This is a genomic window from Mycobacterium sp. BMJ-28, from assembly GCF_054404835.1.
In genome coordinates this window covers 2,798,952-2,821,054 of sequence record NZ_CM136783.1, presented here as the reverse complement: position 1 = coordinate 2,821,054, position 22,103 = coordinate 2,798,952, and the positions used below count along the sequence as shown (strand labels likewise).

The window sequence follows — 22,103 nt, the reverse complement described above, 5'->3', positions numbered from 1 at the left end:
CGCGCCCGCGGGCTGGCGTATCCACGGCCGCGCACTCACCATCAATGCGATCGAGACTCGGACCGCGCGCCGCCTGCGCGATCATCCAGCTCCTGGGTCAACCAATCCAACAGCACCCGTTGACCTTTCAGAAGCTTCGACCGCGCCGTCGGCACGTCGAACCAGCCGACCCGGTCCAGCTCCGGATAGTCGGTGAACTTCCCGGACCCCCGCGGCCATTCCAGCGCGAAGGTATTGCTGGTCACCCGGCTGATATCGAGGTCACCCTCGACGGCGAACGCGGTGACGATCTTGCCGCCCGGCTGTTTCAGCGGCGGGAACGCGATCGCAGGCCCGTCCGGTGGCGCGGTGCCGAGCTCCTCGGCGAACTCGCGGCGGGCCGCGGCCCAGGCTTCCTCACCGTCGACATACTCCCCTTTCGGGATCGACCACGCGCCCTCGTCTTTGCGCGCCCAGAACGGACCACCCGGATGGCCGAGTAGCACCTCCAGCACGTCATCGGTGACGCGGTACAACAGCAGGCCGGCACTCTGTCGGGGCACCGCCTCACTGTAGGGGGCCGGCCACTACAGTCACTCGCGTGGCCGACACCCACTTCTACCGGTACGTAGCCCTCGGCGACAGCCAGAGCGAGGGCCTCTGGGATACCGATGACACCGGTGCCCTCATCGGATTCGCCGATCGGCTGGCATGGTTGCTGGACACCCACTGCCCCGGTATCGAATACGCCAACCTCGCGGTGCGCGGTAAACGGATCCGCGATGTGCTGGAAGGGCAACTGCCCGAGGCGGTGGCGATGAAGCCCGACCTGATCACCATGTGCGTGGGCATGAACGATGTGACCCGGCCGGGCCGCAAGTTCGACCAGGCCCTGCTTGATCTGGACCTGCTGCACGACCGGCTGGCGCGCACCGGCGCCACCGTGGTGACGACGACATTCCCGAACTTGGCCAGGGTGCTGCCTGCGGGACGCATCCTGGTGGCGCGCGTGCTGCGGATCAACGACGTCATCCGCGCCGCAGCCGACCGGCACGGCTTCCGGCTCATCGATCTGTACCACGCGGATTCGATGACCGATCCGCAGAACTGGAGCGCCGACCGCGTGCACGGCAGTACCAAAGGCCATCTGCTGTTCACCGCGGCTGCTGCCGAAGCGCTGGGCTTGCCCGGCAGCAATCACGATTGGGCTCATGCCGAATCGGAGGTCACCGAGCAGTCCCTGGGGTCTCGGCTGTATTCGCAGGCCATGTGGACGCAGAACATGCTGATGCCGTGGATCTGGCGGCATCTGCGTGGACGCTCGGCCAGCATCGGTGGCGGGCCGCGGCATCCGCGGCCGGTCCCGGTGGCCGCCCGCTCGGACGCCCGCTAGCCGACCTCAAACACCCGTCCAGGTGGAGTCGATCATCTCGGCGATGTTGATCCTCTTGGCCTGCTCAGCCGCCGGATTGTCGATCTCGCCGCCCACATGGACGGCGATGAACCGCTTGATCTCGGCGTCGATACCGGCCATCACCCGCAGCACTTCGGCCCGCAAGGTCTTGGAGGTGACATGGATGGAGATGTCCCGGGGCTGCGGCTTGGCCACGTCGAGCATCAGCACCAGCGGCTCGGCGGCCCGCGCAACGGCCCGCAGCGCGATCTCACCGAACACGTTGAACTGCGGCCGGTCGATCTTCAGGTCGATCACCATGTTGATCTCAAGCGGAATGCGGATGTCGAAGGTGAAGTTCTCGCCGGACTCCCGGGTCACCCGGGGGGATTTGATCCTGACCTTCGCGGTGACCTTGGCGATGCCGCCGGGCCCCTGCCCGATGGGTCCCATCTGGAACTCGTCGCCGGCGATCGAGCCGATCGCGTCGCCGACACGCTGCTCGCTGACGGCGACATCGAAGAACTTCCGCCCGAATTCCTCGTACGTCATGTACCCCATCGGGTGGTCAATGTCAGACATGGTGCAACTACCGTCTCACGTCGGGGTCACGGCCAAGCGCAACCCACCCCGGATTTCAGCCTTCGTCGACGAAGACGCGCAGCCGCCGCAGGGCCGACGCCCGGGCGCCGAACTCCGCGATCAGCACCAGATCGGTGTCGTCCCCGCGCACGCTGACCGCCACCTGGCGGCCCGCGGCCAGCATGGTGCGCACCCGGGTACCGGCCAGCAGGGCGACCAGGTCGACGAGCGACAGCGCGGCGTCATCGCCGGCGGTGACCTGCAGTCCGGCGCCGAGCCGGCGTTTCACCGACACCTCGTCACCGGCGGCCGCATCCGCGAGGAACTCCGAGACCAGCTTCTTGCCGCGGGACCCGACGCCGGGCAGCCCGGCCATGAACCCGACGGCTCCGGCCGCTCCCTGGTTGCGCAGCAGCGCGCCGGTCAGGGCCAGCCCGGCGGGTAACGCCGCCGGTCCGGAACGGGCGAACGCGACGGCCATCGCGGGCAGTTCCCAATAGGCGCGCAGCGCGGCGACCCGCAGCTCGTCCCCGTCCCGGCGCACGTCATAGCGCAGGATGGCCGGGATGTGCATGGTGACGGCGGCACTGCCCTGGCAGCCCATCGCCACCTCCAGCACCAGATCACGCAGCACCGTCGAGCCGGCGACGATGTCCACGTCGCGGTGGAAGGTGATGTCCCGCGGACCGATGAAGGTGTCGTAGAACCGCTCCAGCCGGTCACGGCCGATATGCGGCCGGGATCCGACCGGGTCCTCCACCCGGCCGTCACCGGTGAACAGCCCGACCCAGCCACCGCGATCATGGGCTGCGGCCGCCGCCGGCGACCGCTCGACCGTCGCCAGAACCGCCACTCGCGTTGTCGACATATCCTTCGTTTACCACCCCTGCGTGAAGGAGGACGGCAATGAGCCAGAACGGGCCGTTCGGAATCGACCCAGAAGACTTCGATCGACTGGCCCGCGAGGCCGGCGAGGGACTGCGCGACGCGCTCGACCGGTTCGGCAAACGCGCCGGCTGGTCCACGCTGATCGACCAGTTCACCGCGCAATCGCGGCCGGCCGGGCCGGAGACCACCGGCGACACCGGTGACGGCGTGTGGGCCATCTACACCGTCGACCCGGCGGGCGGCGCCCATATCGAAGAGGTGTACCCCAGCGAACTCGAGGCGTTGCGGGCGAACAAGAACAACACCGACCCGGGCCGGCGGGTCCGGTTCCTGCCGTACGGCATCGCCGTCAGCGTCCTGGACGCTCCCGAATAAGGCGTACACCTGCCGCGCTTGACGATTAAGCTTTGCCGCGGCGGGGTCCTGGTACGCAACTTCGAGGGTGGGGACATGATTCGTGAACTGACCGTGGCTGCGACGGTGGCCTGTGCCGCGCTCGGGGCAGCCACACCGGCGCTCGCCGACGACGACCCCGGCCGCTACCCCTCCGATGTGCCCGGCATGAATTACGACGCATCGTCCGGCGCCCCGTGCGACAACTATCAGCTGTTCACCTTCGGTCGCGGTCCCGGCGGCCAGGCGATGATGTGCCGCTGGGTGCCCAATCAGTGGCCTCCGGTGTACACCGGATTCTGGATGCCGTCCTATCCGCTGTACGGAGTGCAGCAGACCGGAGCGCCGTGCCCGGGACCGCAGGCGGCCGCCCAAACCCCGGATGGCAAGCCGATGCTGTGCCTGGGCGCTCAGGGCTGGCAGCCGGGCTTCTTCACCGGTGACGGCTTCTTCCCGGCCTGACCCTACTCACCCGATATTGGCGGCGACTTCGTCGCTGACGTGCCGCGCCCACTCGTCGATGCTGCGGCGCACCCCCGGCGAGCAGGCGCACACCGACACGTCCAGGTCACTGGGGACCACGATCGAGTAGTGCTTGGTCAGCACCGGCGCAAGCACCGCCCAGGCGAACAGCCGCTCACCGTGATCGTCGGTCATGGACATCTGACTCCTTGTCGGGGCGTGGGTTTTTCGGTCGTTCGACCAGTCTGGCGAGTGCCCGGATGACGGCGCCGAGCACGACGGCACCGGCGAACAATGCGGCGACGGCGGCGTCGATCGTCAGCCGCGTCATTCGAGATTTCGGGCACTGCGCGCCGTGCCGCCGGTCTTGGCCAGTTGCAGCACCGTGCGCGCCGCCACCGAGGTATCGCCGGTGGCCTTGGCGATATGGATGCAGGTGCGCTCGATCGCCGCGACGGCGTCCGCGATACCGGCCGGATGGGCCACCGTGACCGTCAGTTCGACCGTCGAGGTGCCCCGGTCGGTGACCGCTTTTCCCTTGGCGGCCTGAATATTCGGCTCCTGCGCCAGGGCCTCGGCGGCAGCTGAGGCGACAGCGTCGAGGTTCACGGTGATCGTTCCGGGGTCGGTGGTGCCGGCCACCCGCAGCACCGGCGCCTTGCGGATCGGCACATGCGAGATCAGCCAGACCAGTCCGATCAGCACCAGCACCACACCCATCCCGGCCAGTTCCCACGGCCACCACGGCGAGGTGGTGGCACGTACGACGGGTGTCGCGCTGATGCGATCAGGAACGGTTCGGACCACGTGCATGGGCCACAGCAGCGCCGCGGCGCCGAGCGTGGTCACCACCAGCCCGGCCACCAACGTCGCGCAGCGATCCAGCAGATCGGTCGGCCGCCCGCTCATGCCGACCCGCTCGTGCCGATGCGCACCGCGATCCGTGGTGGCGGCGAGAGTATTTCGGTGGCGCTGCCGACCGCGGCGGCGATGGAGCCCTTGGTTCCGGCGTCGGACTCGACGCCGACGAGTCCGACGTACAGCGTCACCTTGCGGCGGGTCGCCTCCGAACGCAACACCTCGACACCGGGTACGGATGCGGCGGCGTGCGACGCCAACCGCGCCACATCCCGTGGCCGCATCCACACCGATCCGGTGGCATCGACGGCCACGGCGGTCTTACGCCGGGGCCGCAGTGCCGAGAACACCAGCCATGCACCGATCGCGAGGACGCCGGCACCGGCCGGCATCATCCACCACTGACTGTGCACACCGTGGATCGCGTTGACGGCGGTCCCGATCCACGGCGTTCCCGCGACCCACCCCAGCACCACACCGGCTTCGCGCAGGGCCACGACCCCGGCGACCAGCGAGATCAGCGCCAAGGCCACTCCCACGTACCGGGCGCCGGCGGTGGCGACCGGCACCGGTCCGGGTACGGGCCGCCGGGCGGTGTCGTCGGTCATCGTCGGGTCCTCACGTCTGTGGTGGTACTGAGTTGCTCGACCGTGACGTCGACACGGTCGACGTGCAGTCCAGCCATGGTGGACAGGGTGAGCGCGACATTGCGCTGCACGGCGCGGGCGACGTCCACCGCCGCCGCCGGCCACGCGACGGTGACCTTGAGGTGGGCGGTCACCCGGTTCCCGGTGACGGTGAGCTGAGCCTGGGGCAGCGACCGGCCGGCGATCTTGGACAGTCCGGCCGAGAAGGGCAGCACGTCCGGGGTGTCGAGTGCGGCGCGGACCGCCAGTCGCTGGGCGACCTTCTCGCGAACCGTGAGGGTGCCGCGGGTGGCGGCGTCGTCCTCGGCGACCGCCTCGGGAACGACGTCAGTCACGACCGCGGCCCCGCAACAACGCGGTCAGGTCGAGCTCGCCGTCCCGGTGGGCCCCGATCAGGTAGCCCGCCACGCCGAGCAGCAGCGCGATGATGAAGCCCCAGAGGCCACCGGCCGCCGCGGCCACCCCGAGCAGCAGTCCGGCAACCAGCCCCAGTGTCGATGAGGTCATGAGGTACACCTTCCGCAAAGCAAAGTAGTTCTGGCACAGCTGAATCGAGAAGAAAGCGGGTGGCGGCGCGCCCCTCGTCGCGCCGCCACCCCGGCACTATCGGAGATCTCGTCCGGACGCCGGTGTCACGGGCACGAGATCCTCGACGGTGACGTCGACGGGCAGATCGGTGATCGCGCCGACGGCGCGCTGGATGGCGGTGGCGGTGGGGCGCACCGGCGCATCGAGTGTCAGGCTCACGTGCACGTCCACCCGGTCCGGCCCGATCCGGATGCCCGACACCCGGCGCCCGGGCAGGTAGGTGGCCACCTCGCCGAACATGCCGGCGTGCAGTCCGGCGACGCCCTTGACCTCGGTCACCGCCGCCGCGATGAGTTCGGCGAGGTCACTGGACACGGGTGGGCGCCGCATCGGCGTCGTCGCCGCCGTCGCCATCGAGATGCACATCGTGCACCGTGATGTTGACCTCGGTGACCTCGAGTCCGGTCATCCGTTCGATGGCGGCGATGACATTGCGCCGGATGCCCGCCGCCAGGTCGGCGATCGCCACCCCGTACTCGGCGACGATGTCGATGTCGACGGCAGCCTGTTTCTCCCCGATCTCGACCGATACGCCCTGGCTCTGGTTGACGCTGGCGCCCGGAATCCGTTCACGCAGTGCGCCGACCATCCGCGACGCGCCGCCGCCCAGGTCGTACACGCCGCTGACCTCGCGAGCGGCGATACCGGCGATTTTGGACACCACGACGTCGGCGATGGTCGTCTTGCCCTGCGAACTCACCAATGGCGACCCCTGATAGGGGCTGACTTCTTTGCCGGACATCTCCACGTCGGCCTGTGCGCTGGTCATAACCACTCCCTTCCGCATATCTTGCTCTTCGACATGCCTGCAATATATGAGTAGTCGTGGCAACGACCCAGAACCGAACGTGCCGTCGGGGTGATACACGACACAAGGCGACCGCTCAGCGAACGACGGCTGGACGGGCATAGCGCGCTGATGCGCCGCCGCAGGGCCTATATTTCGGTGATCGGCGATGCGTAACTGAGAGCGGAGTGTGGTGAGAGCGCCAACTGACGGCGACCTGCGCGACGCCGATGACGAGGCCTTACGGGTCTCTGCCGGGGTTGGTGACCGAGAGGCGTTCGACGCCATCGTCACCCGGTACGGACCGGTGCTCTACCGGTATGCCCGGCGGATGCTGGCGTCAGAGGCCGACGTCGCCGACGTCGTTCAGGACACGTTCGTTGCGGCGTGGCGCCAGATCGGCAGTTTCCGCGGGGCCTCGTCGCTACGGACGTGGCTGTTTGCCATCTGTTACCGCAAAATCGCCGACACACACCGACTCAAAAAGGCCAAGCCGGTGGAAGACTGGGTATTGGAACCGCTCGCGGGTCCAGACACCACGGCCGACCCGTTCACCGCGGCGTCCAACGCCGCTTTTCTGGACGCGCTGGAAACCGCGCTGGGTGAGTTGCCGGTGCGCCAGCGCGCGGTGTGGATGATGCGGGAGATCGAAGCAATGACGTTTCCCGAGATCGGCGAAGTTCTCGCACTCAGTCCCGATGCCGTGCGCGGTCACCATCTTCGGGCTACCAAGACACTACGAGTTCTGTTGAGGAGGTGGCAGTGACTGAGCCAGATCCCTTCCTGCACCGGGCAGCCTCGTACCTGAGATCTGTGCCCGAACCCGGGTGGGACACCATCAGCGCCAAAGTGCGTGCCGCCGTGCACGCCACCTCCCGGGTCGGCTGGCCCATCCGGGTGTCGCGGGATGCCGCCGAGGGAGTCGTGTACGTCAGCGATCATGCCCTGCGCAGCCTGCTGGCCCGTGAGTTGCGGCGAAAGTTCGTCTGCCAGCCGACCCGGATCGCCTTCACCCTCGAAGGTGCGGTGCTGCGCGCCATCGACATCGACGTGACCGGCAGCTACGGCACCGCGCTGCGCGAACTCGGCGACGACATCCGCCGCACCGTGATCGACACGGTCCGGCTGATAATCGATGATCTCGACGACAGCGGGAGTACGCCGGCCGGGCCCATCGACGTCACCATCACCGACGTGGTGGACGGCGATCCGCTGGGGTGACGTCAGCCTGGCGGCGCCGTGGCCACCACATGTAGCATTTTCTTCAGCGCCGCAGCGAGTTTCGCGTTCGAGATGGAGTAAACCGCGGACCGTGCAGCCCGTCCAGTCGTAGTCCGCCATACGAAGAGTGGCACCGCCAGCGAAACGCCTCGGTGTTCCTGGGCACCCGCAGGTGGAAATCGCCGGAAAACGGGTATTGCTTGGGGCATGACAACCCCACCCGAGCCCAAAGGCGACGACGCGCAGGATGATTCGGATACCGCCCGACGGCGACAATGACTGAGGTTGCCATGACCATCATCGCCGATGGCCCCGCCACGACTGACGTCTATCTTCCCCAACAGGATTCGGATCTACTCGTCGACACCATGTTGTGGCACACTCCCCCACGCGGTCTGCGCGTCGCCGACCTGTGCACGGGCTCCGGCGTGGTGGCTCTCGCCGCGGCCGCCGCAGGCGCGCTGTCGGTCAGCGCCTTCGACGTATCACCTGACGCGGTTGCCTTCGCCCGGGCGCGGGCAGCCGCCGGCGCGGCGAATATCGATGTCTACCAATTGTCTTGGGAACAGGCCGTGACCACCGACACCTACGACTTGGTGCTGTGCAACCCGCCTTACGTTCCGCAACCACCGGACTACGACCCCGTCGCCTGCACGCTGCCGATACCCGCGCTGGCCGTGGACGGCGGCAGCGACGGTCGGCTGGTGCTCGATCCGCTCTGTGCGGCGGCCCCGGCCCTACTGCGGGCCGGCGGCACCCTTCTGGTGGTGCAGTCCGAGCTCGCCGATGTCGGCAAGACCGTCGACACGCTGCGTCGCAACGGACTCAGGAGCCAGGTTGTCGCCGAGAAGTGCATCCCGTTCGGGCCGGTGCTGCACAGCAGGGCCAGGTGGCTCGAAGCGACAGGTCGGTTGCCGGTGAACAAGCGGGTGGAGACTCTCGCCGTGATCGCGGCGACCAAGCCGTGACCGAACCGGCCTGTCGGCGGGCGTTGCGTAACGAAACGGTCACAGCCTCCTTCCGTGCGCCGTGGCGGTGCCTGGCCCGGTAGAATTCGAAGTCGAGCGGCGCTGCGAAGCCCCGAACCCGCCGCTTTCCGATTCGCTTCATCGTGGACAGCGACAGCCGACAACGCCCGTAAGGAACGAGTTGAGCAAGAAACTGTTTTCCGGCTTCGAGGACGCCGGATGGGACCACGCACCCTGGGACGACGAACCACTGTTCTCCGCAGCCGAATTGGAGATCCTGCTCGACCCGCTGCTGTCGGTCACCGAAGCTGCCGACCGGATCGGTTGCGTGGAACGCGACGTCGTCAGGCTCCGCCGCACCGCGTGATCACCGGCGTTCGGCCGCCAACAGGGCGAGCAGCAGCTCGGCACGCACCCTGGCGACATCGAGGTCGCAGCCGAGGAGCTTCTGCGCGGTCTTGATCCGGTTCCGCAACGTGTGCCGGTGAATCCCGAGCGCCGCGGCGGCCGTTTCCCAGTGCCCGTTGGCTTCCAGGTAGCCGCGCAGCGAATCGACGAGACCCCCGTGGTGGTCGCGATCGTAGATGGCGAGCGGGCCCAACAACGTGGCCGCGACGGCGGACAGCACCTCGCGGCTGGCGTTGTCGGACAGCAGGGCCTGGCCGGCTTTGTCACCGAATTCAACTGGTGCACCACCCCTTTGCGCCATGGCGGCGGCCCGCCGGGCGTTCACCACCGCGGTGGCGAGATCTTCGAGCGGATGCGCGGCACTCATCCCGATCCGGACAGTTCTGCGGGTTCGCCCGTCCAGCGCCCCGGCGACGTCCATGGTCGCGTCACCGGGGAGCACGGCGATCAGTCCAGCGGTGTCGACGTGCACCACACAGTCACGCCCCTGGCCTTCGATGGCCTCGATGCAGGCGGTGGTCATGGCGTCACCCGCCGTGCACTCGATCGACAGCACCCGGATCCGGCGCTGTGGATCGACGATGCGCGCCAGCACCGTCCACGCCGGCGTCAGGTCCGCTGCGGTGTTCAGCAACAGACTGAGCGCCGTCGAGTTCAGTTGGCGCTGAACAGCATCGAGCCGTGCCGGCTTGTCGAAATCGAGAGCCAGCAGGGCGTTCGCGTGCCCCAGCAGCACCTGTTCGATATGGCTCAGCGAGCTGGCACCGACCACCACCAGTTCACCGTAGGATTTCGACCCCACTCGAACCCGTTGGTGCGCAACACTGGTCGGCGTCTCGTGCACGGTCACGGTGGTGGTCCCGGCGTCCGCTCCGGACGGCAGGCCGGTCCGCAGCTCGTCCAGCAGTGCGGTGTCCTGGCAGTCCGGATGACTGGCCAGCACCGCGCCCGCGGTATCCAGGATCAGCACCGTGGCCCCCAGTGCTCGGCTGAGCTCGCGCACCACTGCCTGCGCGCCTCCGGTCACCACCGCCCTGGTGATGTGCGGCTGCGCCCGGGACACCCGCAGCACATCGTCGTACTGCAACTCCGCGATCCGTGCGGTGACGGACTTGACGATCGCGGCGAAAGGCGTCTCCAGCGGCACCTCGATCAACGGCAGGCCGATCTCGTCGGCCGCCTCGATCATGTCGCCGGGCACGCCCTGGTGCGTCAGCCCGGTCGCGAATCCCAGCCCCGCCACCCCGCAGGCATCGAGCTCCCGCAGGTAGGCCGCCCGGCCCCGAGCCGTGTCCGGCAGCCGGATACCCGTGGTGAGCACCAATTCGTTGCCCGACAACCAGCGCGACGGGTCGGTGAGCTCGGAGGTGAGCACGACGTCGACCGGCCGGCCCACCCCCGCGGCACCGCCCCTGAGCCGAAGGGCCAATCCCGTCTGGGTCAGCACCCACGCCACCGACACCCGCATTTGCCGATTGTACGAATTGGCGAGAATCAATGTCGAGAATGTACGAAGCGGTGCGGCACTCAGAGCTGTGGCGCAGCGCACACTGCTTAGGTGCAGCAGACCTTGCCCTCCACCACACCCCACCTTTCCCGTTCCCTGGGCCTGTGGGCGATCGTCGGCCTGGGCCTCGGCTACATGACCCCGATGACCGTCTTCGACACCTTCGGGATCGTGTCGGAGGAGACGAACGGCGTCGTGCCGCTGGCCTACATCGTCGCGCTGATCGCCATGGTGTTCACCGCGCTCAGTTACGGCCGGATGACCCGCGTCTTCCCGTCGGCGGGGTCGGCCTACACCTACGCATCCGAGGTTATCCACCCGAACGTCGGGTTCCTCGTCGGCTGGTCCTCGCTGCTGGACTATCTGCTGCTGCCGATGGTCAACGCGGTGATCGGCCGGATCTACTTCGAGTCCTTCTTCCCCGACACCCCGTCGTGGATCTTCGTCATCGTCTACGTCGCGGTGGTCACCCTGCTCAACTGCTGGAGCATCAAGGGCACCTCAAGCATCAACGGCGTCCTCGTCGTCTTCCAGATCGTGCTCATCGGTGTCTTCGTGGTGCTGACCTACATCTCGCTGACCAAGGGCCTCGGCCAGGGCACCGCCCTGACCTTGGAACCGCTGTATCACACGGGCGTCAACATGGGGGCGGTCATCGCCGGTGCCACCGTGGTGTGCTTCTCGTTCATCGGATTCGACGCGATCACGATGTACAGCGAGGAGGCCAAGACACCGAATACCGTCCCCAAGGCAATCGTGTTGGCCCTGCTGATCGGCGGCGCCATCTTCCTGCTCGGGGCGTGGTTCGCCCAGAGCGCCTTCCCCACGCTGGATGGCTTCGAGGTCACCGACGACACGCTGCCCGAACTCGCGCTCAAGGTCGGCGGTGAGTTCTTCAAAATCCTGTTCGTCTCGGCCGCGCTGGCCGCCATGTTCGCCTCCAGCCTGTCCTCACACGCCAGCGTCTCCCGGATGATCTACGTGATGGCCCGCAACGGAACCGGCCGGATCCCACGCTTCCTGTCCTACATCCACCCGAAATTCCTGACGCCTCTGCACGCCGTGCTCATCGTCGGCGCGGTGTCACTGCTGGCGTTCCGGTTCACCCTCGAGTTCGTGTCGGCGATGATCAACTTCGGCGCCCTCATCGCGTTCACCGTCGTCAACCTGACCGTGATCCTGTATTTCGCCGTGCATTTGAAGAAGCGGAACACGCCGCTGGAGATCTTCACCAATATCGTGCTGCCGCTCATCGGTATGAGCCTGACCGTCGTGTTGTGGGTCAACCTGCACTTCGACGCTCTGCTCTACGGCGCCATCTGGTTCGTCGTCGGCCTCATCCTGTTGGTCTATGTCACCCGCGGGTTGCGCAAGCCACTGACGATGAAGATCGAAGAGGAGACGCTGGCCGCCGAGGGCACGCCGATCCCGCATGTCGGGCACGGCGAGACGGGCGAATCCCGATGAAGCTCGTGGTCGGCTACCTCGCGACCTCCGGTGGTGCGGACGCCGTCGCCCTGGGCGTGCGGCTCGCCCGCACCCTCGGCGCCGATCTGGAAGTCCGGTTGGTGCTGGCCCCCGACGACGTCACCACTCCCCGGGTGACCTCGGATCGGTACCACGAAGTGCTCGCCGAACAAGGGTCGGCGTGGCTCGACGAAGCACTACGCCTGATCCCCGATGACGTCACGGCGCACGGCGAGGTCCTGGTCGCCGAGTCGGTCGCCGAAGCGCTTGGCGCAGAAGCGCTTCGCCTCGACGCCGAAGCCATCGTGGTCGGCGGGTCGGGCGGCGGACTGGCAGGCAGCCTGTCCCTCGGCGCTCTGGTCGACGAACTGCTGCACTCGGCGCCGGTCGCGGTCGCGGTGGCGCCGCGGGGCATTCGGCACTCCGACGTGGACCGCGTCCGGTCCGTGACGTGTGCGATCGGTGACCGCCAGGGCGCCAGCAGGCTGTTGGATGCCGCCGTGGCGACCAGCAGGGCGACGGGCGCGCCGCTGCGGCTGGTCTCACTCGTCGCGCTGGACCAGCACGGCACCACGGGCGCCGAAGACGCCCGCGAACACGCCTACGCCACAATGAAATCGGCGCAGGCAGCGCTTCCCGAGGGGTTCGCCGTGACGGCACTCGTCGCCGACGGCGCGACCATCGAAGCGGCCGTGCAGGACCTCGACTGGTCGGACGGGGACCTGCTGATGCTCGGCTCCAGCCGGCTCGCCCCGCCACGACGCATCCTCATCGGCTCCACAGCGGCCAAGATCCTGCGGGTGCTGCGGGTGCCGATCCTCGTGACACCGGGCGAGGAGTCCTAACGGCCCCACCGCAGTGCGGCGGTGTGCACCGGAGCATCCCACCAGCGGCCCAGCTGATCATCGAAGGTCGTCAGCGTGAAGGACGCTCCGGCCATGTCCAGGCTGGTGACGTAGTTGCCGACCAGATTGCGCGCGATGCCGATCTGACGGCGGGACAGTTCCTCGGCGAGGTCGTTGTACAGCAGATACAACTCCATCAACGGAGTCGCGCCGAGCCCGTTGACCAACGCCAGCACCGTGCTTCCCGCGCCGAGACCGAGGTGGCTCACCAGGATCTCCGTCGCCTCGGCGACCAGGTCGGCGGCCGGCCGAAGGCGGTCGCTGCGCCGGCCCCGTTCACCATGGATGCCGACACCGATCTCGATCTCGTCGGGGCCCAGCGCCAGGATCGGACCGGCTCCCGGCGGCGAGGACGACGTGAGCGCGATGCCGAAGCTGGCACTGCGATCGACGACGTTCATCGCGGCGGCGTGCACATCGTCCAGGGAGCCGCCGGCTTCGGCGACGGCGCCGGCGATCTTGTGTACGAACAGGGTGGCTCCGGTGCCGCGCCGGCCGACGGTGTGATCGGAGCCGTCGACCGAGACATCGTCGTCGACAAGCACGCTGGCCACCTCGATCCCCTCGGCCCGTGCGGCGTCGGCGGCCAAGCGGAAGTTCAGCACGTCGCCGGTGTAGTTCTTCACCACATGCAGCACGCCACCACCGGTGGACGCCGCACGGGTGGCGGCCAGGATCTGGTCGGTGCTCGGCGAGGCGAAGACGGCGCCGGGGGCGGCCGCGGCCAGCATCCCCTCACCGACGAACCCGGCGTGCAGCGGCTCGTGGCCCGACCCGCCGCCGGACACCAGCCCCACCCGCCCCGCCTGCTGCGGCCGCGCGCGCCGGACGATCTGGGCAGCGGGATCCCAGTGCACCAGATCCGGCACCGACCGGGCCAGCCCGGCCAAGCTCTCCAGCGCGGCGTCGGCGGGATCGTTGAGGAACTGTTTCGTCTTGCCGGTCGGTGCCGGCTCGGCCGCCTCGGCGGCCCTGGCGGCCAGGTCACTCACATCGGGCGCCGCGACACCCACGTCTCGGGCCACCGCACCGGCGATCTCGGCCACCGCCACCGCTCCCGGATCGGGCGCTCCGAGGTTGCGCTCGGCCGAGTACACCGCCCGGCCGCGTTTTGCTACCAGTTCCCTTGTGGCGCGGGCACCTTCGGCGGCTGCGAGGGCAGCCTCGGCGTAGGCGGCCGCCGCGTCGCCACCCCGCGCAGCCACCCCGGTAACCGCGGCACCGGCCGGCAGCAGCGCGTCCAACAGCGTCTTGTCGCCGGGGCCGCTTCGGCCGTACTCGGCAATTCCCGCCGCCGCAGCCTCCAGCATCGCGCCGGCCGTCGCGACGTCGATGGCGTCGGCGGCGCCCACGGCCGCGCCGGCACGTTCACATGCGACCGACAGCAGCGGCCCCGAGCTACCGCCCATCTCGCGGTTCAGCACTGCACCCACGGCGCGCAGGAAGGCCTCCGGCGACGAGCGGTCGAGCGCATCCCACTGCGCCTCGACGCCACGCGCGCCGCGAGCCAGGCTGCTGCCGAAGTCCCCGTCACCGACGGCGGCGTCCAGGCGATCCCACTCGACGCGGCGCGCCTGCGCGGTACTTGCACAGGTTCGGATCAACGCTTCCAATGGTTTCCAGCTCATCTCGCCCTTCCCGTCCGTCATCGGTCAGGGTACGGACGGCCGCGGTTCTGCGTGGTCGTGCCGGCCTAGACCTTTGGTGGGGTGCGCTGAACTTCTCGAACGTCGACCATACAGATATCACCACCATGTATGGTCACCAGTCATGAGCGGCGTGAACTTCGATCTGTCCTCCGTCTTCGGCACCGTGGCCGCGGCGGTACCCGACCAGACGTTCCTGGTCTGGCGGGACCGCAGGTTCTCCTACGCCGAGTTCGACACCCGGGTGGACGGCGTCGCCAATTTTCTGGTCTCCGCCGGCCTGGGCGTGCACACCGAACGGGACGCCCTGGCCGGGCACGAGTCCGGCCAGGATCACCTGGGCATCTACCTGCGCAACGGCAACGAATACCTCGAATCGATGATCGGTAGCTACCGCGCGCGAGTGGCGCCGTACAACGTCAGCTTCCGGTATGTCGAGGAAGAGTTGGTCTACCTGCTCAACGATTCGCGGGCGCGGGCGCTGGTCTACAACGCCGAGTTCGCCCCGCGGGTGGCCGCGATCCGGGACCGGGCGCCGCATCTGCAGGTCCTCATCCAGGTGCCCGACGCCTCCGGTCACGAGCTGCTGCCAGGCGCGGTCGATTACGAGGCGGTCATCGCCACCCCGGCGCCCGCCGGCGGCCTGCCTGCACCCTCAGGCGACGATCTGTACATCCTCTACACCGGCGGCACCACCGGCATGCCCAAAGGTGTGTTGTGGCGCCAGCACGACATCTTCTTGTCGTCGATGGGTGGCCGGCCGTTCGGCAGCGATCAGGCCCTGGCGTCCTACGACGAACTCGCCGAGAAGGCGCGCACGGCCGGCGGCGCCCTGGGGATGCTGATGATCCCGCCGTTCATGCACGGTGCCGCGCAGTGGGCGGCCTACAACGCCATCACCATGGGCGGCAAGATCGTCATTCCCGACGATGTCGAACGACTCCGCGCGGCTGACGTACTTCGCCTCGCCGAACGTGAACGCGTGCTGACCATCCCGGTGGTCGGCGATGCAGTGGCCCGACCCTTGATCGACGAGATCGAGGCGGGCGACTACGACCTGTCCGGCCTGTTCACCATCACCAACGGCGGTGCCGCGCTGTCGCCCACGGTGCGCGAACGCATCCTCACGGCGCTGCCGCACATCATGCTGCTCGACGCCGTCGGCGCCTCGGAATCGGGCGCACAGATGAGCACCTACTCCACGGCCGCGGCGAGCCGCGAATCAGGCACCGGCGAGCCGACTCCCGCCGCGGTGTTCAGCCCCCAGCCCGATACCGCGGTAATCGCCGAGGACTTCAGCCGGGTGCTGTCTCCCGGCGAAGGCGGCGGCTGGCTTGCCCGCCGCGACCTCATCCCCCTGGGCTATCTGGGTGACGCCGAGAAGACCGCCCGCACCTTTCCCACCATCGGCGGGGTGCGCTGGTCGGTGCCCGGCGACCGCGCGAATGTGTTGGCGGACGGCAGGATCGAGCTGCTGGGACGGGACTCGGTGACCATCAACTCTGGCGGCGAGAAGATCTTCGTCGAAGAGGTCGAGCGCGCGATCGCCGCGCACCCCCACGTGTACGACGTGGTGGTGGTCGGCCGGCCGTCGGAGCGGTGGGGTAACGAGGTGGTGGCCATCGTCCAATTCGCCGACGGCGGTTCGGCTTCCGACGAGGAGCTGGCCGAGATCTGCGGACGGTCGGTGGCCCGGTACAAGATTCCCAAGGCCTTCATCCGAGAAACCAAGATCGAGCGCTCCCCCGCCGGTAAGGCCGACTACCGCTGGGCCAAGGCCGTCGCGACCCGCTAGACCGGCGTCAGGTCGGGCGGCACCAGCAGCAGCGACCTGTTGCCACCCCGGAACACCTCGACCGGACGCAGCCCCGACGGATCCAGGCCCGCGGCCGCCAGTGCCCGGGCCTTGAACGCACATGCCGCCGAACTGAGCAGGTGCCGCACCGGTTCCAGCCCGGTCAGCCGGTCGGCGTTCCACACCGTGACCTCGGCGTGGCGGCACTTGAGCGCCGCCTGCACCTGCACGCCCAGCCCGCCCGCGACCGCCAGCGCCACCGGTTCATCGCGGCGCTCACCGATGCGCAAGCCCAGGATTCGCAGCGGCCGTAGGTCGCAGTCCTCGGCCAGGCTCACCCGCACGTCCCAGCCCGTCATCACCCGGTCGAAGAGCCAGCCGCCGGCCGAGCGGACCACGTCGGCGGCATCGACCCCGATCACGTCGAGCTGGTACGTCGCGTTCCGGTCCACCGCGCCCAGCCTCGACGGCGCCGGGAGATCATCAGCATCGGCAAATTGAGCACCCATGCACGTCAGTATGCCATCCCGTAAGGATTACAGTATGTCGTTCCCGAGACCGTGTTCACCTCGCCTGCTCGAAGTGCCGCCTGATCCCGGCGAGCATGGTGGTATGCGCGGCGACGGCCTGGCGCGCAGTGAACCGTGCCAGCGGCCGGGGTGCGGTGATGTGCAGGCGCTCGGTGAGCGTGGTGCCCTCTTCACCACCGTCGAAGGACACCCGGCCGAACAGCCGCACGCCCGGGAACTGCCGGGCCTCGGTCAGCACCTCGCCGGCTGCCGGCACGTACAGATCGGCGTGATAGCGGACCGCCAGCACCATGTGCCCCAGCGGGATCCGGTCGCGGACCCGATAGCTCTGCAGGTATCCGCCGCCAGGGGTGTCGCGACGCCCGGTGGGCCGCACCGACTCCACCAATGGATGCACCACCCTGATGTTGGACAGCTCGACGTAGAAAGCCCGCACCGCGGCGGGGTCCGCGGGGATCAGTTCGGACAGGGCGTGCTCGCCGTCGGCAGTCCAGCGCATCGGGGCACTAACCCAGGACGGCGGTCAGGTAGGTGATGTCGCCGAATGCGGACAAACCTTCGATCGGCGGTTCCAGTCCGTAGCTGGCATACAGCTGCGAACTCTTGTGCAGGCTCACCGTCCAGCCGTGGTCGGCGAGGAACGCCGACGACTCGGTGCGCTCACCGGCATAGAACAGCTCGGTGATGTCGACCTCGCCGACGGAGCCGAACCCGTCGACGCCCTTGCCCTGCCACTGTTGCTGCGCGGTCCGCATCTGCTCGCCGATACGCTGCAGTTCGTCCGGGGTGATGGTGCCGGTGTTCTCGGCGGCGATCCGGCTGCCGGGCGCGCTCAGCGCGGTGACGTTGTCCAGCAACCGGTCCTGCGCGTCCGGTGGCAGATAGACGAGCAGACCCTCGGCGATCCAGGCGGTCGGCTGGGCCGGGTCGAATCCGTTGGCCTGTAGCGCCGCCGGCCAGTCGTCGCGCAGGTCGATGCCGATCGGCCGGTGTTCGATGACGGGCACGGCGCCCTGGTCGGCGAGCACACCGGTCTTGAACTCGATGACCTGAGGCTGATCCAGTTCGTACACGGTGGTGCCGGCCGGCCACCGCAACCGGTAGGCACGCGCGTCCAGGCCAGAGGCGAAGATCACCGCCTGCCGGATGCCGGCGGCGCCGGCCTCGGCGAAGAATTCGTCGAAATACTTTGTCCGCGCGGCAATCCCGTCTGACATCCGGTGCACATCGAACGACGCACCGTCGGCGTCGATCTCACCGCGGGCATACCGGGTGAAGGCGTCCAGGCCGACCGCGGAGACCAACGGCTCGGCGTACGGATCATGAATCAGGGGTCGCGGCCCGCGGGTGGCCATCGCGCGTTGCATGGCCACCACGGTGGCGGTGACGCCCACGCTGGAGGCCAGATCCCAAGTGTCGTTGTCTGTGCGTGCCATAGTTAGACACACTACGCTTAATTTCTGGGCGTCAACCTTGCGGCGGCCCGACGCTCGACATCACCAATTGCAGGAACGTGCCGTAGAGGTCTTCGCCGTCCAGGTGGCTGGCCAAGGTGACCCCGTCATTGGTGGCCAGCAGCACCCGGGCCAGCGGTTCGGCCGGGATGCGCAACGTACCCCCAAGCCGGGCAACCCCTTTGGTGATGTAGTCGGCCAACGAGTGGATCGTTTGCAGTCGCTGCGCCGCCACCCGCTCACTGGCGGCAGGATTGCGCATCAGGAACAGGGTGAACTCGTAGTTCAGCGCCGCCGCGTGTAACGCGTCGGCCCCGCTGAGCAGCCGCCAACGCTCGGCGAAACCCTGCACGTCGATATCGGCGAAGCGGTCGTAGGACTCCATCACATCGGCGAAACCGTCCAGGAAGCGCTGGCGGTGCCGTTCGATGACGGCCAGAAACAACTCGTCCTTGCCGCCGAACTGTGCGTAGATCGCCCCGCGGGTGTAGCCGGCGGCCTCGGCAATGTCCTCCAAGGACCCGGCATATCCCCGATTGGCGAATATCTTCTCGGCGGCATCGAGCAGCACCGTACGGGTCTGCTCCATTCGTCGTTCCCTGGTCCAGCGCTCGGTCACGGTGTCATTCTTGCAAAATATGCATCCAGATACACTCTTGTATCTGAGATTCATCTCTGTATCATCGTGACTGCCGTCACAACCCCCGACGTTGTCCTCCCGGAAGGGATCCCCTGATGTCCATCGATTCCGCACAGTCCGCCCGCCCAGGTGAGTGGGTCGACGCCGAAGGCATCGCCCCCGACGCCGCCAGCGCCCTGTTTTCCATGCAGATCCCGACCGAGCGCTACACGTCGCCGGAGTTCGTCGACCGCGAGCGGTCGGCCATCTGGATGCGGGTCTGGCAGATCGTGGGACGCGTCGATGAACTCCGAAAGCCTGGGGATTTCAAGGAATACCGGATCTTCGACCAGTCCTATGTCGTGATGTTGGGCAAAGACGGCGGGCTTCGGGCCTTTGTCAACGCCTGCCGGCATCGGGGCAATGTCCTGTTCAGCGGGACCGGGCACGCCCGTCAGCGAATCGTCTGTCAGTACCACCTGTGGTCCTATGACCTGGAGGGCAAGCTGCGCGGCTGCGCCAAACCCGAGATCGACAAGGACGCGTACGGCTTGCTACAGGTTCCGGTGGACACCTTCGCCGGATTCATCTTCCTCAACCCCGACCCGGCCGCGGTGCCCCTGCGTGATTTCCTCGGCGAGGACGTCATCCGGATGCTGGAGCCCTATCACCTCGACGAGATGACGACGGTGCTCAACGTCCGGGAACCGTTGGAATGCAATTGGAAAGTGGTGATGGACGCCTTCGAGGAGGGCTACCACATCTCCGGTATCCACCCCCAGCTGCTGCGGGTCATCGCCATCGACCCGACCAAGACCAAGTACCGCTTCCTGGACAAACACAGCGTCGCCGTCGCCCCCTTCGAGGTCGCCCACGTCGAGGGGATGGGCCCGGACAAACAGGTCGAGGGCATCATGGAGCTACCCGAGACCTTCCCCGGTGTGGTGCGGGTACTCCCCCGTTTCACCGAACTCGTGGACACCTACCGCGATTCACATGGCACGCTGGTCTTTCCGGACGGCGTGACGGGACGCACGCTGCTGCAACAGGCCACCCGCGACACCCTGTCCCGGGACGGTCTGGATGTGTCCGGCCTGACCGACGAGCAGATGAGCGACAACCACGGCTGGGTGCTGTTCCCCAATTTCTTCATGACGATCCGCGCCGGCGAGGCGACGATCATCATGTCCACCCCGCATCCCGACGGCGACCCGAACCGCTGCATCTGGCACATCACCAGTTTCATGTGGCTGCCCATCGAACATCGCAGCGCACTCGCCGCCGATCTCATCGACGTCACCGAACCCGGCAGCTTCAAGTATTTCGAAGCGCTGCAACAGGATTACGAGCAGATGCCGCGCCAGCAGCGCGGGCTGCGCAATGCCCGGCTGGACCACATGGCACTGGTCAACGAGGAAGTCGTCATCGCCCACTACCACTCGGTCATCGACCGCTACCTGGCGGAGCTCTGATGTCGCGCCGCGCCGACACCGTCTTGCGGTACGCCAAGACGACCGGAGACCTGGTCGCCAAGGCCAAAGAACCCGGCTTCACCGCCGCAGATTGGGCACCGTTGGCCGAATTGGTCGACACCGAGAATTTCCTTCGGGTCGGCGCATTCAAAGAGGAGATGGACTGGCAGACCTACGCGGACTTCCTCACCGGCTGGGCCACCACCTCCGACTGGGAATGCACGTTCAAGCGGATCACCGATCATGACGGGCTGGTGTTCCTGGAGCTCGAAGAGCGCAGCGTGGTCGGCGAGTTCCGCAGCGTGGTGAACTCGTTGTCGGTCTACGAGTTCGGTGCGGACGACCGGATCCGCCGCCTGGACCTGTACCTGCAGATGGCGCTGCCGCAGTGATGCCGCCACTGACCGCTGACCAGTGGGGTGACCGCGAGTACGCCGCGTTCGGGGCGCTGCTGAACCTGCCGGCCGACCAGGTGCCCCGCGCCGGGTCCGGCGAGGCGCTGGATCCGCTGAATTTCGACATCATCGGGATGCTGGCCCGCCATCCCGAGATGGCCCGGGTTTTCCTGCGCTTCAACGGGTTCCTGCTGCAACGCGGTGAGCTGCCCGGCCGGGTGCGCGAACTCGTCATCCTGCGGGTGGCGCACCGTCACCGGTCGGCTTTCGAATGGGGTCAGCATGTCCGGCTCGGGGCCGCGGTCGGGATCACCGACGACGACGTTGCCGCCCTCGCCGAGGGCAACGACGGGTTCGACGGCGCCGACCGGTTGGCACTGGAGGCCGCCGACGAACTGATCGCCGACGGCAGCGCCGGATGGTCCACCTGGGAGGCCCTGGTGGACACCTTCGGCGAGCACGCCGCCATGGAGCTGGTCTTCTTGGTCGGCACCTACACGCTGACCGCAATGGCGTTCGGCACCTGGGGATTACGGCCGAAACCCGGCAGCGCAGCCCTACCTGGAGAAGGACATACCGAATGAAATTGGAAGACCGGATCGCCAAGCACCGCCGGATGGCCGAGAGCTATCGCGACAAATACGTCCTGCAGCAGGTGCAGCAGGGCGAAACCTATGACGAATGGGTCTTCACCGACGACGCTGTCTACACTTCGCCGTATTTCGTCGCCGAGCAGGAGCTGGTCCTCAAAGACGTGGCCACGCATTGGGATACCGCCGCCACCATCGAAGCCAAGGCCTACGGCCACGAGTTTCCGGACTGGAAGCCCGTGGACTTCAAGGTATGGCCCGCCGAGAACGGGTTCGTGATGCGCTACCGGTGGCAGGGCACCTCACAAAGCACCGGCAAGGTGATGGGTTTCTACTCCATCAGCTTTGTCGACACCAACGACGACGCCGAGATCACCCACTGGTCCACCTACGTCAACGACGAGGAGTACGGCCCGTTCCTGGAATTGGCCATCGGCGCCCGCGGCCCGTTCCATGGCGACGAGTACATGCAGGCACTGGGCAAGCATTTCGCCACGCACGGGCTGACGTTCGAGTGACGTCCACCGAGCAGATCTACTACGACCCGTG

Annotated in this window: 31 protein-coding genes and 1 pseudogene; 14 read left to right on the top strand and 18 right to left on the bottom strand. The window is 67.6% G+C overall.

What is annotated here, in order from left to right:
• Positions 1-41: 41 nt before the first annotated feature.
• Positions 42-542 (bottom strand): NUDIX domain-containing protein, encoded by a 501-nt coding sequence (locus ACXPWS_RS13955; RefSeq protein ID WP_458712983.1) that lies wholly within the window; start codon positions 540-542, stop codon positions 42-44.
• Between the two features lie 38 nt (positions 543-580).
• Here ACXPWS_RS13955 and ACXPWS_RS13950 point away from each other — a divergent pair, with 38 nt between their 5' ends.
• Positions 581-1,372: an SGNH/GDSL hydrolase family protein gene (locus tag ACXPWS_RS13950; RefSeq protein ID WP_458712982.1), complete on the top strand. Its 792-nt coding sequence runs from the start codon at positions 581-583 to the stop codon at positions 1,370-1,372.
• A gap of 6 nt (positions 1,373-1,378) precedes the next feature.
• Here the strand turns inward: ACXPWS_RS13950 and ACXPWS_RS13945 are convergent, their stop codons facing one another.
• On the bottom strand, positions 1,379-1,954 hold the full coding sequence (locus tag ACXPWS_RS13945; protein ID WP_458712981.1) for a hypothetical protein: 576 nt from the start codon (positions 1,952-1,954) through the stop codon (positions 1,379-1,381).
• A gap of 55 nt (positions 1,955-2,009) precedes the next feature.
• The gene (locus ACXPWS_RS13940) at positions 2,010-2,822 is read right to left on the bottom strand and encodes a ketosteroid isomerase family protein (RefSeq protein WP_458712980.1); all 813 of its coding nucleotides are present in this window, start codon (positions 2,820-2,822) and stop codon (positions 2,010-2,012) included.
• A gap of 38 nt (positions 2,823-2,860) precedes the next feature.
• Between ACXPWS_RS13940 and ACXPWS_RS13935 the strand changes: the two genes are divergently transcribed.
• Positions 2,861-3,217 (top strand): hypothetical protein, encoded by a 357-nt coding sequence (locus ACXPWS_RS13935; RefSeq protein ID WP_458712979.1) that lies wholly within the window; start codon positions 2,861-2,863, stop codon positions 3,215-3,217.
• 75 nt (positions 3,218-3,292) lie between these two features.
• The gene (locus ACXPWS_RS13930; RefSeq protein WP_458712978.1) at positions 3,293-3,697 is read left to right on the top strand and encodes a hypothetical protein; all 405 of its coding nucleotides are present in this window, start codon (positions 3,293-3,295) and stop codon (positions 3,695-3,697) included.
• 6 nt (positions 3,698-3,703) lie between these two features.
• On the opposite strand, the gene ACXPWS_RS13925 is transcribed toward ACXPWS_RS13930, so the two are convergent.
• The 8 genes from ACXPWS_RS13925 to ACXPWS_RS13890 form a co-directional block, all read right to left on the bottom strand.
• Entirely contained in the window at positions 3,704-3,892 is a 189-nt protein-coding gene (locus ACXPWS_RS13925; RefSeq protein WP_458712977.1) for a hypothetical protein, read from the bottom strand.
• Complete coding sequence (locus tag ACXPWS_RS13920; protein ID WP_458712976.1) at positions 3,873-4,028, bottom strand: hypothetical protein; 156 nt, start codon at positions 4,026-4,028, stop codon at positions 3,873-3,875. Before ACXPWS_RS13920 ends, ACXPWS_RS13925 begins: the two co-directional genes overlap by 20 nt.
• Positions 4,025-4,606 (bottom strand): hypothetical protein, encoded by a 582-nt coding sequence (locus ACXPWS_RS13915; RefSeq protein WP_458712975.1) that lies wholly within the window; start codon positions 4,604-4,606, stop codon positions 4,025-4,027. Before ACXPWS_RS13915 ends, ACXPWS_RS13920 begins: the two co-directional genes overlap by 4 nt.
• A complete protein-coding gene (locus tag ACXPWS_RS13910; protein ID WP_458712974.1) occupies positions 4,603-5,163 on the bottom strand; it encodes a DUF6286 domain-containing protein in 561 nt (186 codons plus the stop codon). Before ACXPWS_RS13910 ends, ACXPWS_RS13915 begins: the two co-directional genes overlap by 4 nt.
• Positions 5,160-5,537: an Asp23/Gls24 family envelope stress response protein gene (locus ACXPWS_RS13905; RefSeq protein WP_458712973.1), complete on the bottom strand. Its 378-nt coding sequence runs from the start codon at positions 5,535-5,537 to the stop codon at positions 5,160-5,162. Before ACXPWS_RS13905 ends, ACXPWS_RS13910 begins: the two co-directional genes overlap by 4 nt.
• On the bottom strand, positions 5,530-5,709 hold the full coding sequence (locus ACXPWS_RS13900) for a hypothetical protein (RefSeq protein ID WP_458712972.1): 180 nt from the start codon (positions 5,707-5,709) through the stop codon (positions 5,530-5,532). Before ACXPWS_RS13900 ends, ACXPWS_RS13905 begins: the two co-directional genes overlap by 8 nt.
• A 96-nt stretch (positions 5,710-5,805) precedes the next feature.
• Positions 5,806-6,120: an Asp23/Gls24 family envelope stress response protein gene (locus ACXPWS_RS13895; RefSeq protein ID WP_458712971.1), complete on the bottom strand. Its 315-nt coding sequence runs from the start codon at positions 6,118-6,120 to the stop codon at positions 5,806-5,808.
• Positions 6,095-6,559 carry an Asp23/Gls24 family envelope stress response protein gene (locus ACXPWS_RS13890; protein WP_458712970.1) on the bottom strand — a complete coding sequence of 155 codons (465 nt, stop codon included), beginning with the start codon at positions 6,557-6,559 and terminating at the stop codon, positions 6,095-6,097. The genes ACXPWS_RS13895 and ACXPWS_RS13890 overlap by 26 nt, the downstream gene beginning before the upstream one ends.
• A gap of 211 nt (positions 6,560-6,770) precedes the next feature.
• Here ACXPWS_RS13890 and ACXPWS_RS13885 point away from each other — a divergent pair, with 211 nt between their 5' ends.
• From ACXPWS_RS13885 to ACXPWS_RS13870, 4 genes are all read left to right on the top strand, one after another.
• Complete coding sequence (locus ACXPWS_RS13885) at positions 6,771-7,343, top strand: RNA polymerase sigma factor (RefSeq protein WP_458712969.1); 573 nt, start codon at positions 6,771-6,773, stop codon at positions 7,341-7,343.
• A complete protein-coding gene (locus ACXPWS_RS13880) occupies positions 7,340-7,798 on the top strand; it encodes a hypothetical protein (protein ID WP_458712968.1) in 459 nt (152 codons plus the stop codon). Before ACXPWS_RS13885 ends, ACXPWS_RS13880 begins: the two co-directional genes overlap by 4 nt.
• Before the next feature lie 290 nt (positions 7,799-8,088).
• Positions 8,089-8,766: a HemK2/MTQ2 family protein methyltransferase gene (locus ACXPWS_RS13875; protein WP_458712967.1), complete on the top strand. Its 678-nt coding sequence runs from the start codon at positions 8,089-8,091 to the stop codon at positions 8,764-8,766.
• A 181-nt stretch (positions 8,767-8,947) separates the two neighbouring features.
• Positions 8,948-9,133, top strand: coding sequence for a hypothetical protein (locus ACXPWS_RS13870; protein WP_458712966.1), 186 nt, complete (start codon positions 8,948-8,950; stop codon positions 9,131-9,133).
• Here the strand turns inward: ACXPWS_RS13870 and ACXPWS_RS13865 are convergent, their stop codons facing one another.
• Positions 9,134-10,642, bottom strand: coding sequence for a PucR family transcriptional regulator (locus ACXPWS_RS13865; protein ID WP_458712965.1), 1,509 nt, complete (start codon positions 10,640-10,642; stop codon positions 9,134-9,136).
• Positions 10,643-10,732: 90 nt separating this feature from the next.
• On the opposite strand from ACXPWS_RS13865, the gene ACXPWS_RS13860 reads away from it, so the two are divergent.
• Together ACXPWS_RS13860 and ACXPWS_RS13855 are read left to right on the top strand one after the other, a co-directional pair.
• Positions 10,733-12,148, top strand: coding sequence for an APC family permease (locus ACXPWS_RS13860; RefSeq protein ID WP_458712964.1), 1,416 nt, complete (start codon positions 10,733-10,735; stop codon positions 12,146-12,148).
• Positions 12,145-12,993: a universal stress protein gene (locus ACXPWS_RS13855; RefSeq protein WP_458712963.1), complete on the top strand. Its 849-nt coding sequence runs from the start codon at positions 12,145-12,147 to the stop codon at positions 12,991-12,993. The genes ACXPWS_RS13860 and ACXPWS_RS13855 overlap by 4 nt, the downstream gene beginning before the upstream one ends.
• Here ACXPWS_RS13855 and ACXPWS_RS13850 read toward each other — a convergent pair.
• A complete protein-coding gene (locus ACXPWS_RS13850; RefSeq protein ID WP_458713535.1) occupies positions 12,990-14,036 on the bottom strand; it encodes a dihydroxyacetone kinase subunit DhaK in 1,047 nt (348 codons plus the stop codon). The two genes, ACXPWS_RS13855 and ACXPWS_RS13850, sit on opposite strands and share 4 nt — an antisense overlap.
• A gap of 102 nt (positions 14,037-14,138) precedes the next feature.
• A pseudogene (locus ACXPWS_RS13845) lies at positions 14,139-14,681 on the bottom strand (DAK2 domain-containing protein); the annotation flags it as partial.
• 142 nt (positions 14,682-14,823) lie between these two features.
• Between ACXPWS_RS13845 and ACXPWS_RS13840 the strand changes: the two are divergent.
• Positions 14,824-16,494, top strand: coding sequence for an acyl-CoA synthetase (locus ACXPWS_RS13840; RefSeq protein WP_458712962.1), 1,671 nt, complete (start codon positions 14,824-14,826; stop codon positions 16,492-16,494).
• Here the strand turns inward: ACXPWS_RS13840 and ACXPWS_RS13835 are convergent.
• From ACXPWS_RS13835 to ACXPWS_RS13820, 4 genes are read right to left on the bottom strand one after another with little or no spacing between them, the layout of a single operon-like run.
• On the bottom strand, positions 16,491-17,003 hold the full coding sequence (locus tag ACXPWS_RS13835; RefSeq protein WP_458712961.1) for a hypothetical protein: 513 nt from the start codon (positions 17,001-17,003) through the stop codon (positions 16,491-16,493). The two genes, ACXPWS_RS13840 and ACXPWS_RS13835, sit on opposite strands and share 4 nt — an antisense overlap.
• A 55-nt stretch (positions 17,004-17,058) precedes the next feature.
• Positions 17,059-17,523: an SRPBCC family protein gene (locus tag ACXPWS_RS13830; protein WP_458712960.1), complete on the bottom strand. Its 465-nt coding sequence runs from the start codon at positions 17,521-17,523 to the stop codon at positions 17,059-17,061.
• Positions 17,524-17,530: 7 nt separating this feature from the next.
• Entirely contained in the window at positions 17,531-18,460 is a 930-nt protein-coding gene (locus ACXPWS_RS13825) for a class I SAM-dependent methyltransferase (RefSeq protein ID WP_458712959.1), read from the bottom strand.
• 31 nt (positions 18,461-18,491) lie between these two features.
• On the bottom strand, positions 18,492-19,097 hold the full coding sequence (locus ACXPWS_RS13820; RefSeq protein ID WP_458712958.1) for a TetR/AcrR family transcriptional regulator: 606 nt from the start codon (positions 19,095-19,097) through the stop codon (positions 18,492-18,494).
• Between the two features lie 116 nt (positions 19,098-19,213).
• Between ACXPWS_RS13820 and ACXPWS_RS13815 the strand changes: the two genes are divergently transcribed.
• From ACXPWS_RS13815 to ACXPWS_RS13800, 4 genes are read left to right on the top strand one after another with little or no spacing between them, the layout of a single operon-like run.
• The gene (locus ACXPWS_RS13815; protein ID WP_458712957.1) at positions 19,214-20,569 is read left to right on the top strand and encodes an aromatic ring-hydroxylating oxygenase subunit alpha; all 1,356 of its coding nucleotides are present in this window, start codon (positions 19,214-19,216) and stop codon (positions 20,567-20,569) included.
• A complete protein-coding gene (locus ACXPWS_RS13810) occupies positions 20,569-20,961 on the top strand; it encodes a hypothetical protein (RefSeq protein ID WP_458712956.1) in 393 nt (130 codons plus the stop codon). Before ACXPWS_RS13815 ends, ACXPWS_RS13810 begins: the two co-directional genes overlap by 1 nt.
• Positions 20,961-21,548, top strand: coding sequence for a carboxymuconolactone decarboxylase family protein (locus ACXPWS_RS13805; protein ID WP_458712955.1), 588 nt, complete (start codon positions 20,961-20,963; stop codon positions 21,546-21,548). The genes ACXPWS_RS13810 and ACXPWS_RS13805 overlap by 1 nt, the downstream gene beginning before the upstream one ends.
• A complete protein-coding gene (locus ACXPWS_RS13800; protein ID WP_458712954.1) occupies positions 21,545-22,072 on the top strand; it encodes a nuclear transport factor 2-like protein in 528 nt (175 codons plus the stop codon). Before ACXPWS_RS13805 ends, ACXPWS_RS13800 begins: the two co-directional genes overlap by 4 nt.
• The last annotated feature ends 31 nt before the right edge of the window (positions 22,073-22,103 follow it).

What these genes read in the sequence shown, in the direction of transcription:
- ACXPWS_RS13945 (WP_458712981.1), bottom strand. Translation starts at nt 1,954, where the DNA reads ATGTCTGACATTGACCACCCGATGGGGTACATGACGTACGAGGAATTC.
- ACXPWS_RS13940 (WP_458712980.1), bottom strand. Translation starts at nt 2,822, where the DNA reads ATGTCGACAACGCGAGTGGCGGTTCTGGCGACGGTCGAGCGGTCGCCG.
- ACXPWS_RS13935 (WP_458712979.1), top strand. Translation starts at nt 2,861, where the DNA reads ATGAGCCAGAACGGGCCGTTCGGAATCGACCCAGAAGACTTCGATCGA.
- ACXPWS_RS13930 (WP_458712978.1), top strand. Translation starts at nt 3,293, where the DNA reads ATGATTCGTGAACTGACCGTGGCTGCGACGGTGGCCTGTGCCGCGCTC.
- ACXPWS_RS13925 (WP_458712977.1), bottom strand. Translation starts at nt 3,892, where the DNA reads ATGACCGACGATCACGGTGAGCGGCTGTTCGCCTGGGCGGTGCTTGCG.
- ACXPWS_RS13920 (WP_458712976.1), bottom strand. Translation starts at nt 4,028, where the DNA reads ATGACGCGGCTGACGATCGACGCCGCCGTCGCCGCATTGTTCGCCGGT.
- ACXPWS_RS13915 (WP_458712975.1), bottom strand. Translation starts at nt 4,606, where the DNA reads ATGAGCGGGCGGCCGACCGATCTGCTGGATCGCTGCGCGACGTTGGTG.
- ACXPWS_RS13910 (WP_458712974.1), bottom strand. Translation starts at nt 5,163, where the DNA reads ATGACCGACGACACCGCCCGGCGGCCCGTACCCGGACCGGTGCCGGTC.
- ACXPWS_RS13900 (WP_458712972.1), bottom strand. Translation starts at nt 5,709, where the DNA reads ATGACCTCATCGACACTGGGGCTGGTTGCCGGACTGCTGCTCGGGGTG.
- ACXPWS_RS13895 (WP_458712971.1), bottom strand. Translation starts at nt 6,120, where the DNA reads ATGCGGCGCCCACCCGTGTCCAGTGACCTCGCCGAACTCATCGCGGCG.
- ACXPWS_RS13890 (WP_458712970.1), bottom strand. Translation starts at nt 6,559, where the DNA reads ATGACCAGCGCACAGGCCGACGTGGAGATGTCCGGCAAAGAAGTCAGC.
- ACXPWS_RS13875 (WP_458712967.1), top strand. Translation starts at nt 8,089, where the DNA reads ATGACCATCATCGCCGATGGCCCCGCCACGACTGACGTCTATCTTCCC.
- ACXPWS_RS13865 (WP_458712965.1), bottom strand. Translation starts at nt 10,642, where the DNA reads ATGCGGGTGTCGGTGGCGTGGGTGCTGACCCAGACGGGATTGGCCCTT.
- ACXPWS_RS13855 (WP_458712963.1), top strand. Translation starts at nt 12,145, where the DNA reads ATGAAGCTCGTGGTCGGCTACCTCGCGACCTCCGGTGGTGCGGACGCC.
- ACXPWS_RS13840 (WP_458712962.1), top strand. Translation starts at nt 14,824, where the DNA reads ATGAGCGGCGTGAACTTCGATCTGTCCTCCGTCTTCGGCACCGTGGCC.
- ACXPWS_RS13835 (WP_458712961.1), bottom strand. Translation starts at nt 17,003, where the DNA reads ATGGGTGCTCAATTTGCCGATGCTGATGATCTCCCGGCGCCGTCGAGG.
- ACXPWS_RS13830 (WP_458712960.1), bottom strand. Translation starts at nt 17,523, where the DNA reads ATGCGCTGGACTGCCGACGGCGAGCACGCCCTGTCCGAACTGATCCCC.
- ACXPWS_RS13825 (WP_458712959.1), bottom strand. Translation starts at nt 18,460, where the DNA reads ATGGCACGCACAGACAACGACACTTGGGATCTGGCCTCCAGCGTGGGC.
- ACXPWS_RS13815 (WP_458712957.1), top strand. Translation starts at nt 19,214, where the DNA reads ATGTCCATCGATTCCGCACAGTCCGCCCGCCCAGGTGAGTGGGTCGAC.
- ACXPWS_RS13810 (WP_458712956.1), top strand. Translation starts at nt 20,569, where the DNA reads ATGTCGCGCCGCGCCGACACCGTCTTGCGGTACGCCAAGACGACCGGA.
- ACXPWS_RS13805 (WP_458712955.1), top strand. Translation starts at nt 20,961, where the DNA reads ATGCCGCCACTGACCGCTGACCAGTGGGGTGACCGCGAGTACGCCGCG.
- ACXPWS_RS13800 (WP_458712954.1), top strand. Translation starts at nt 21,545, where the DNA reads ATGAAATTGGAAGACCGGATCGCCAAGCACCGCCGGATGGCCGAGAGC.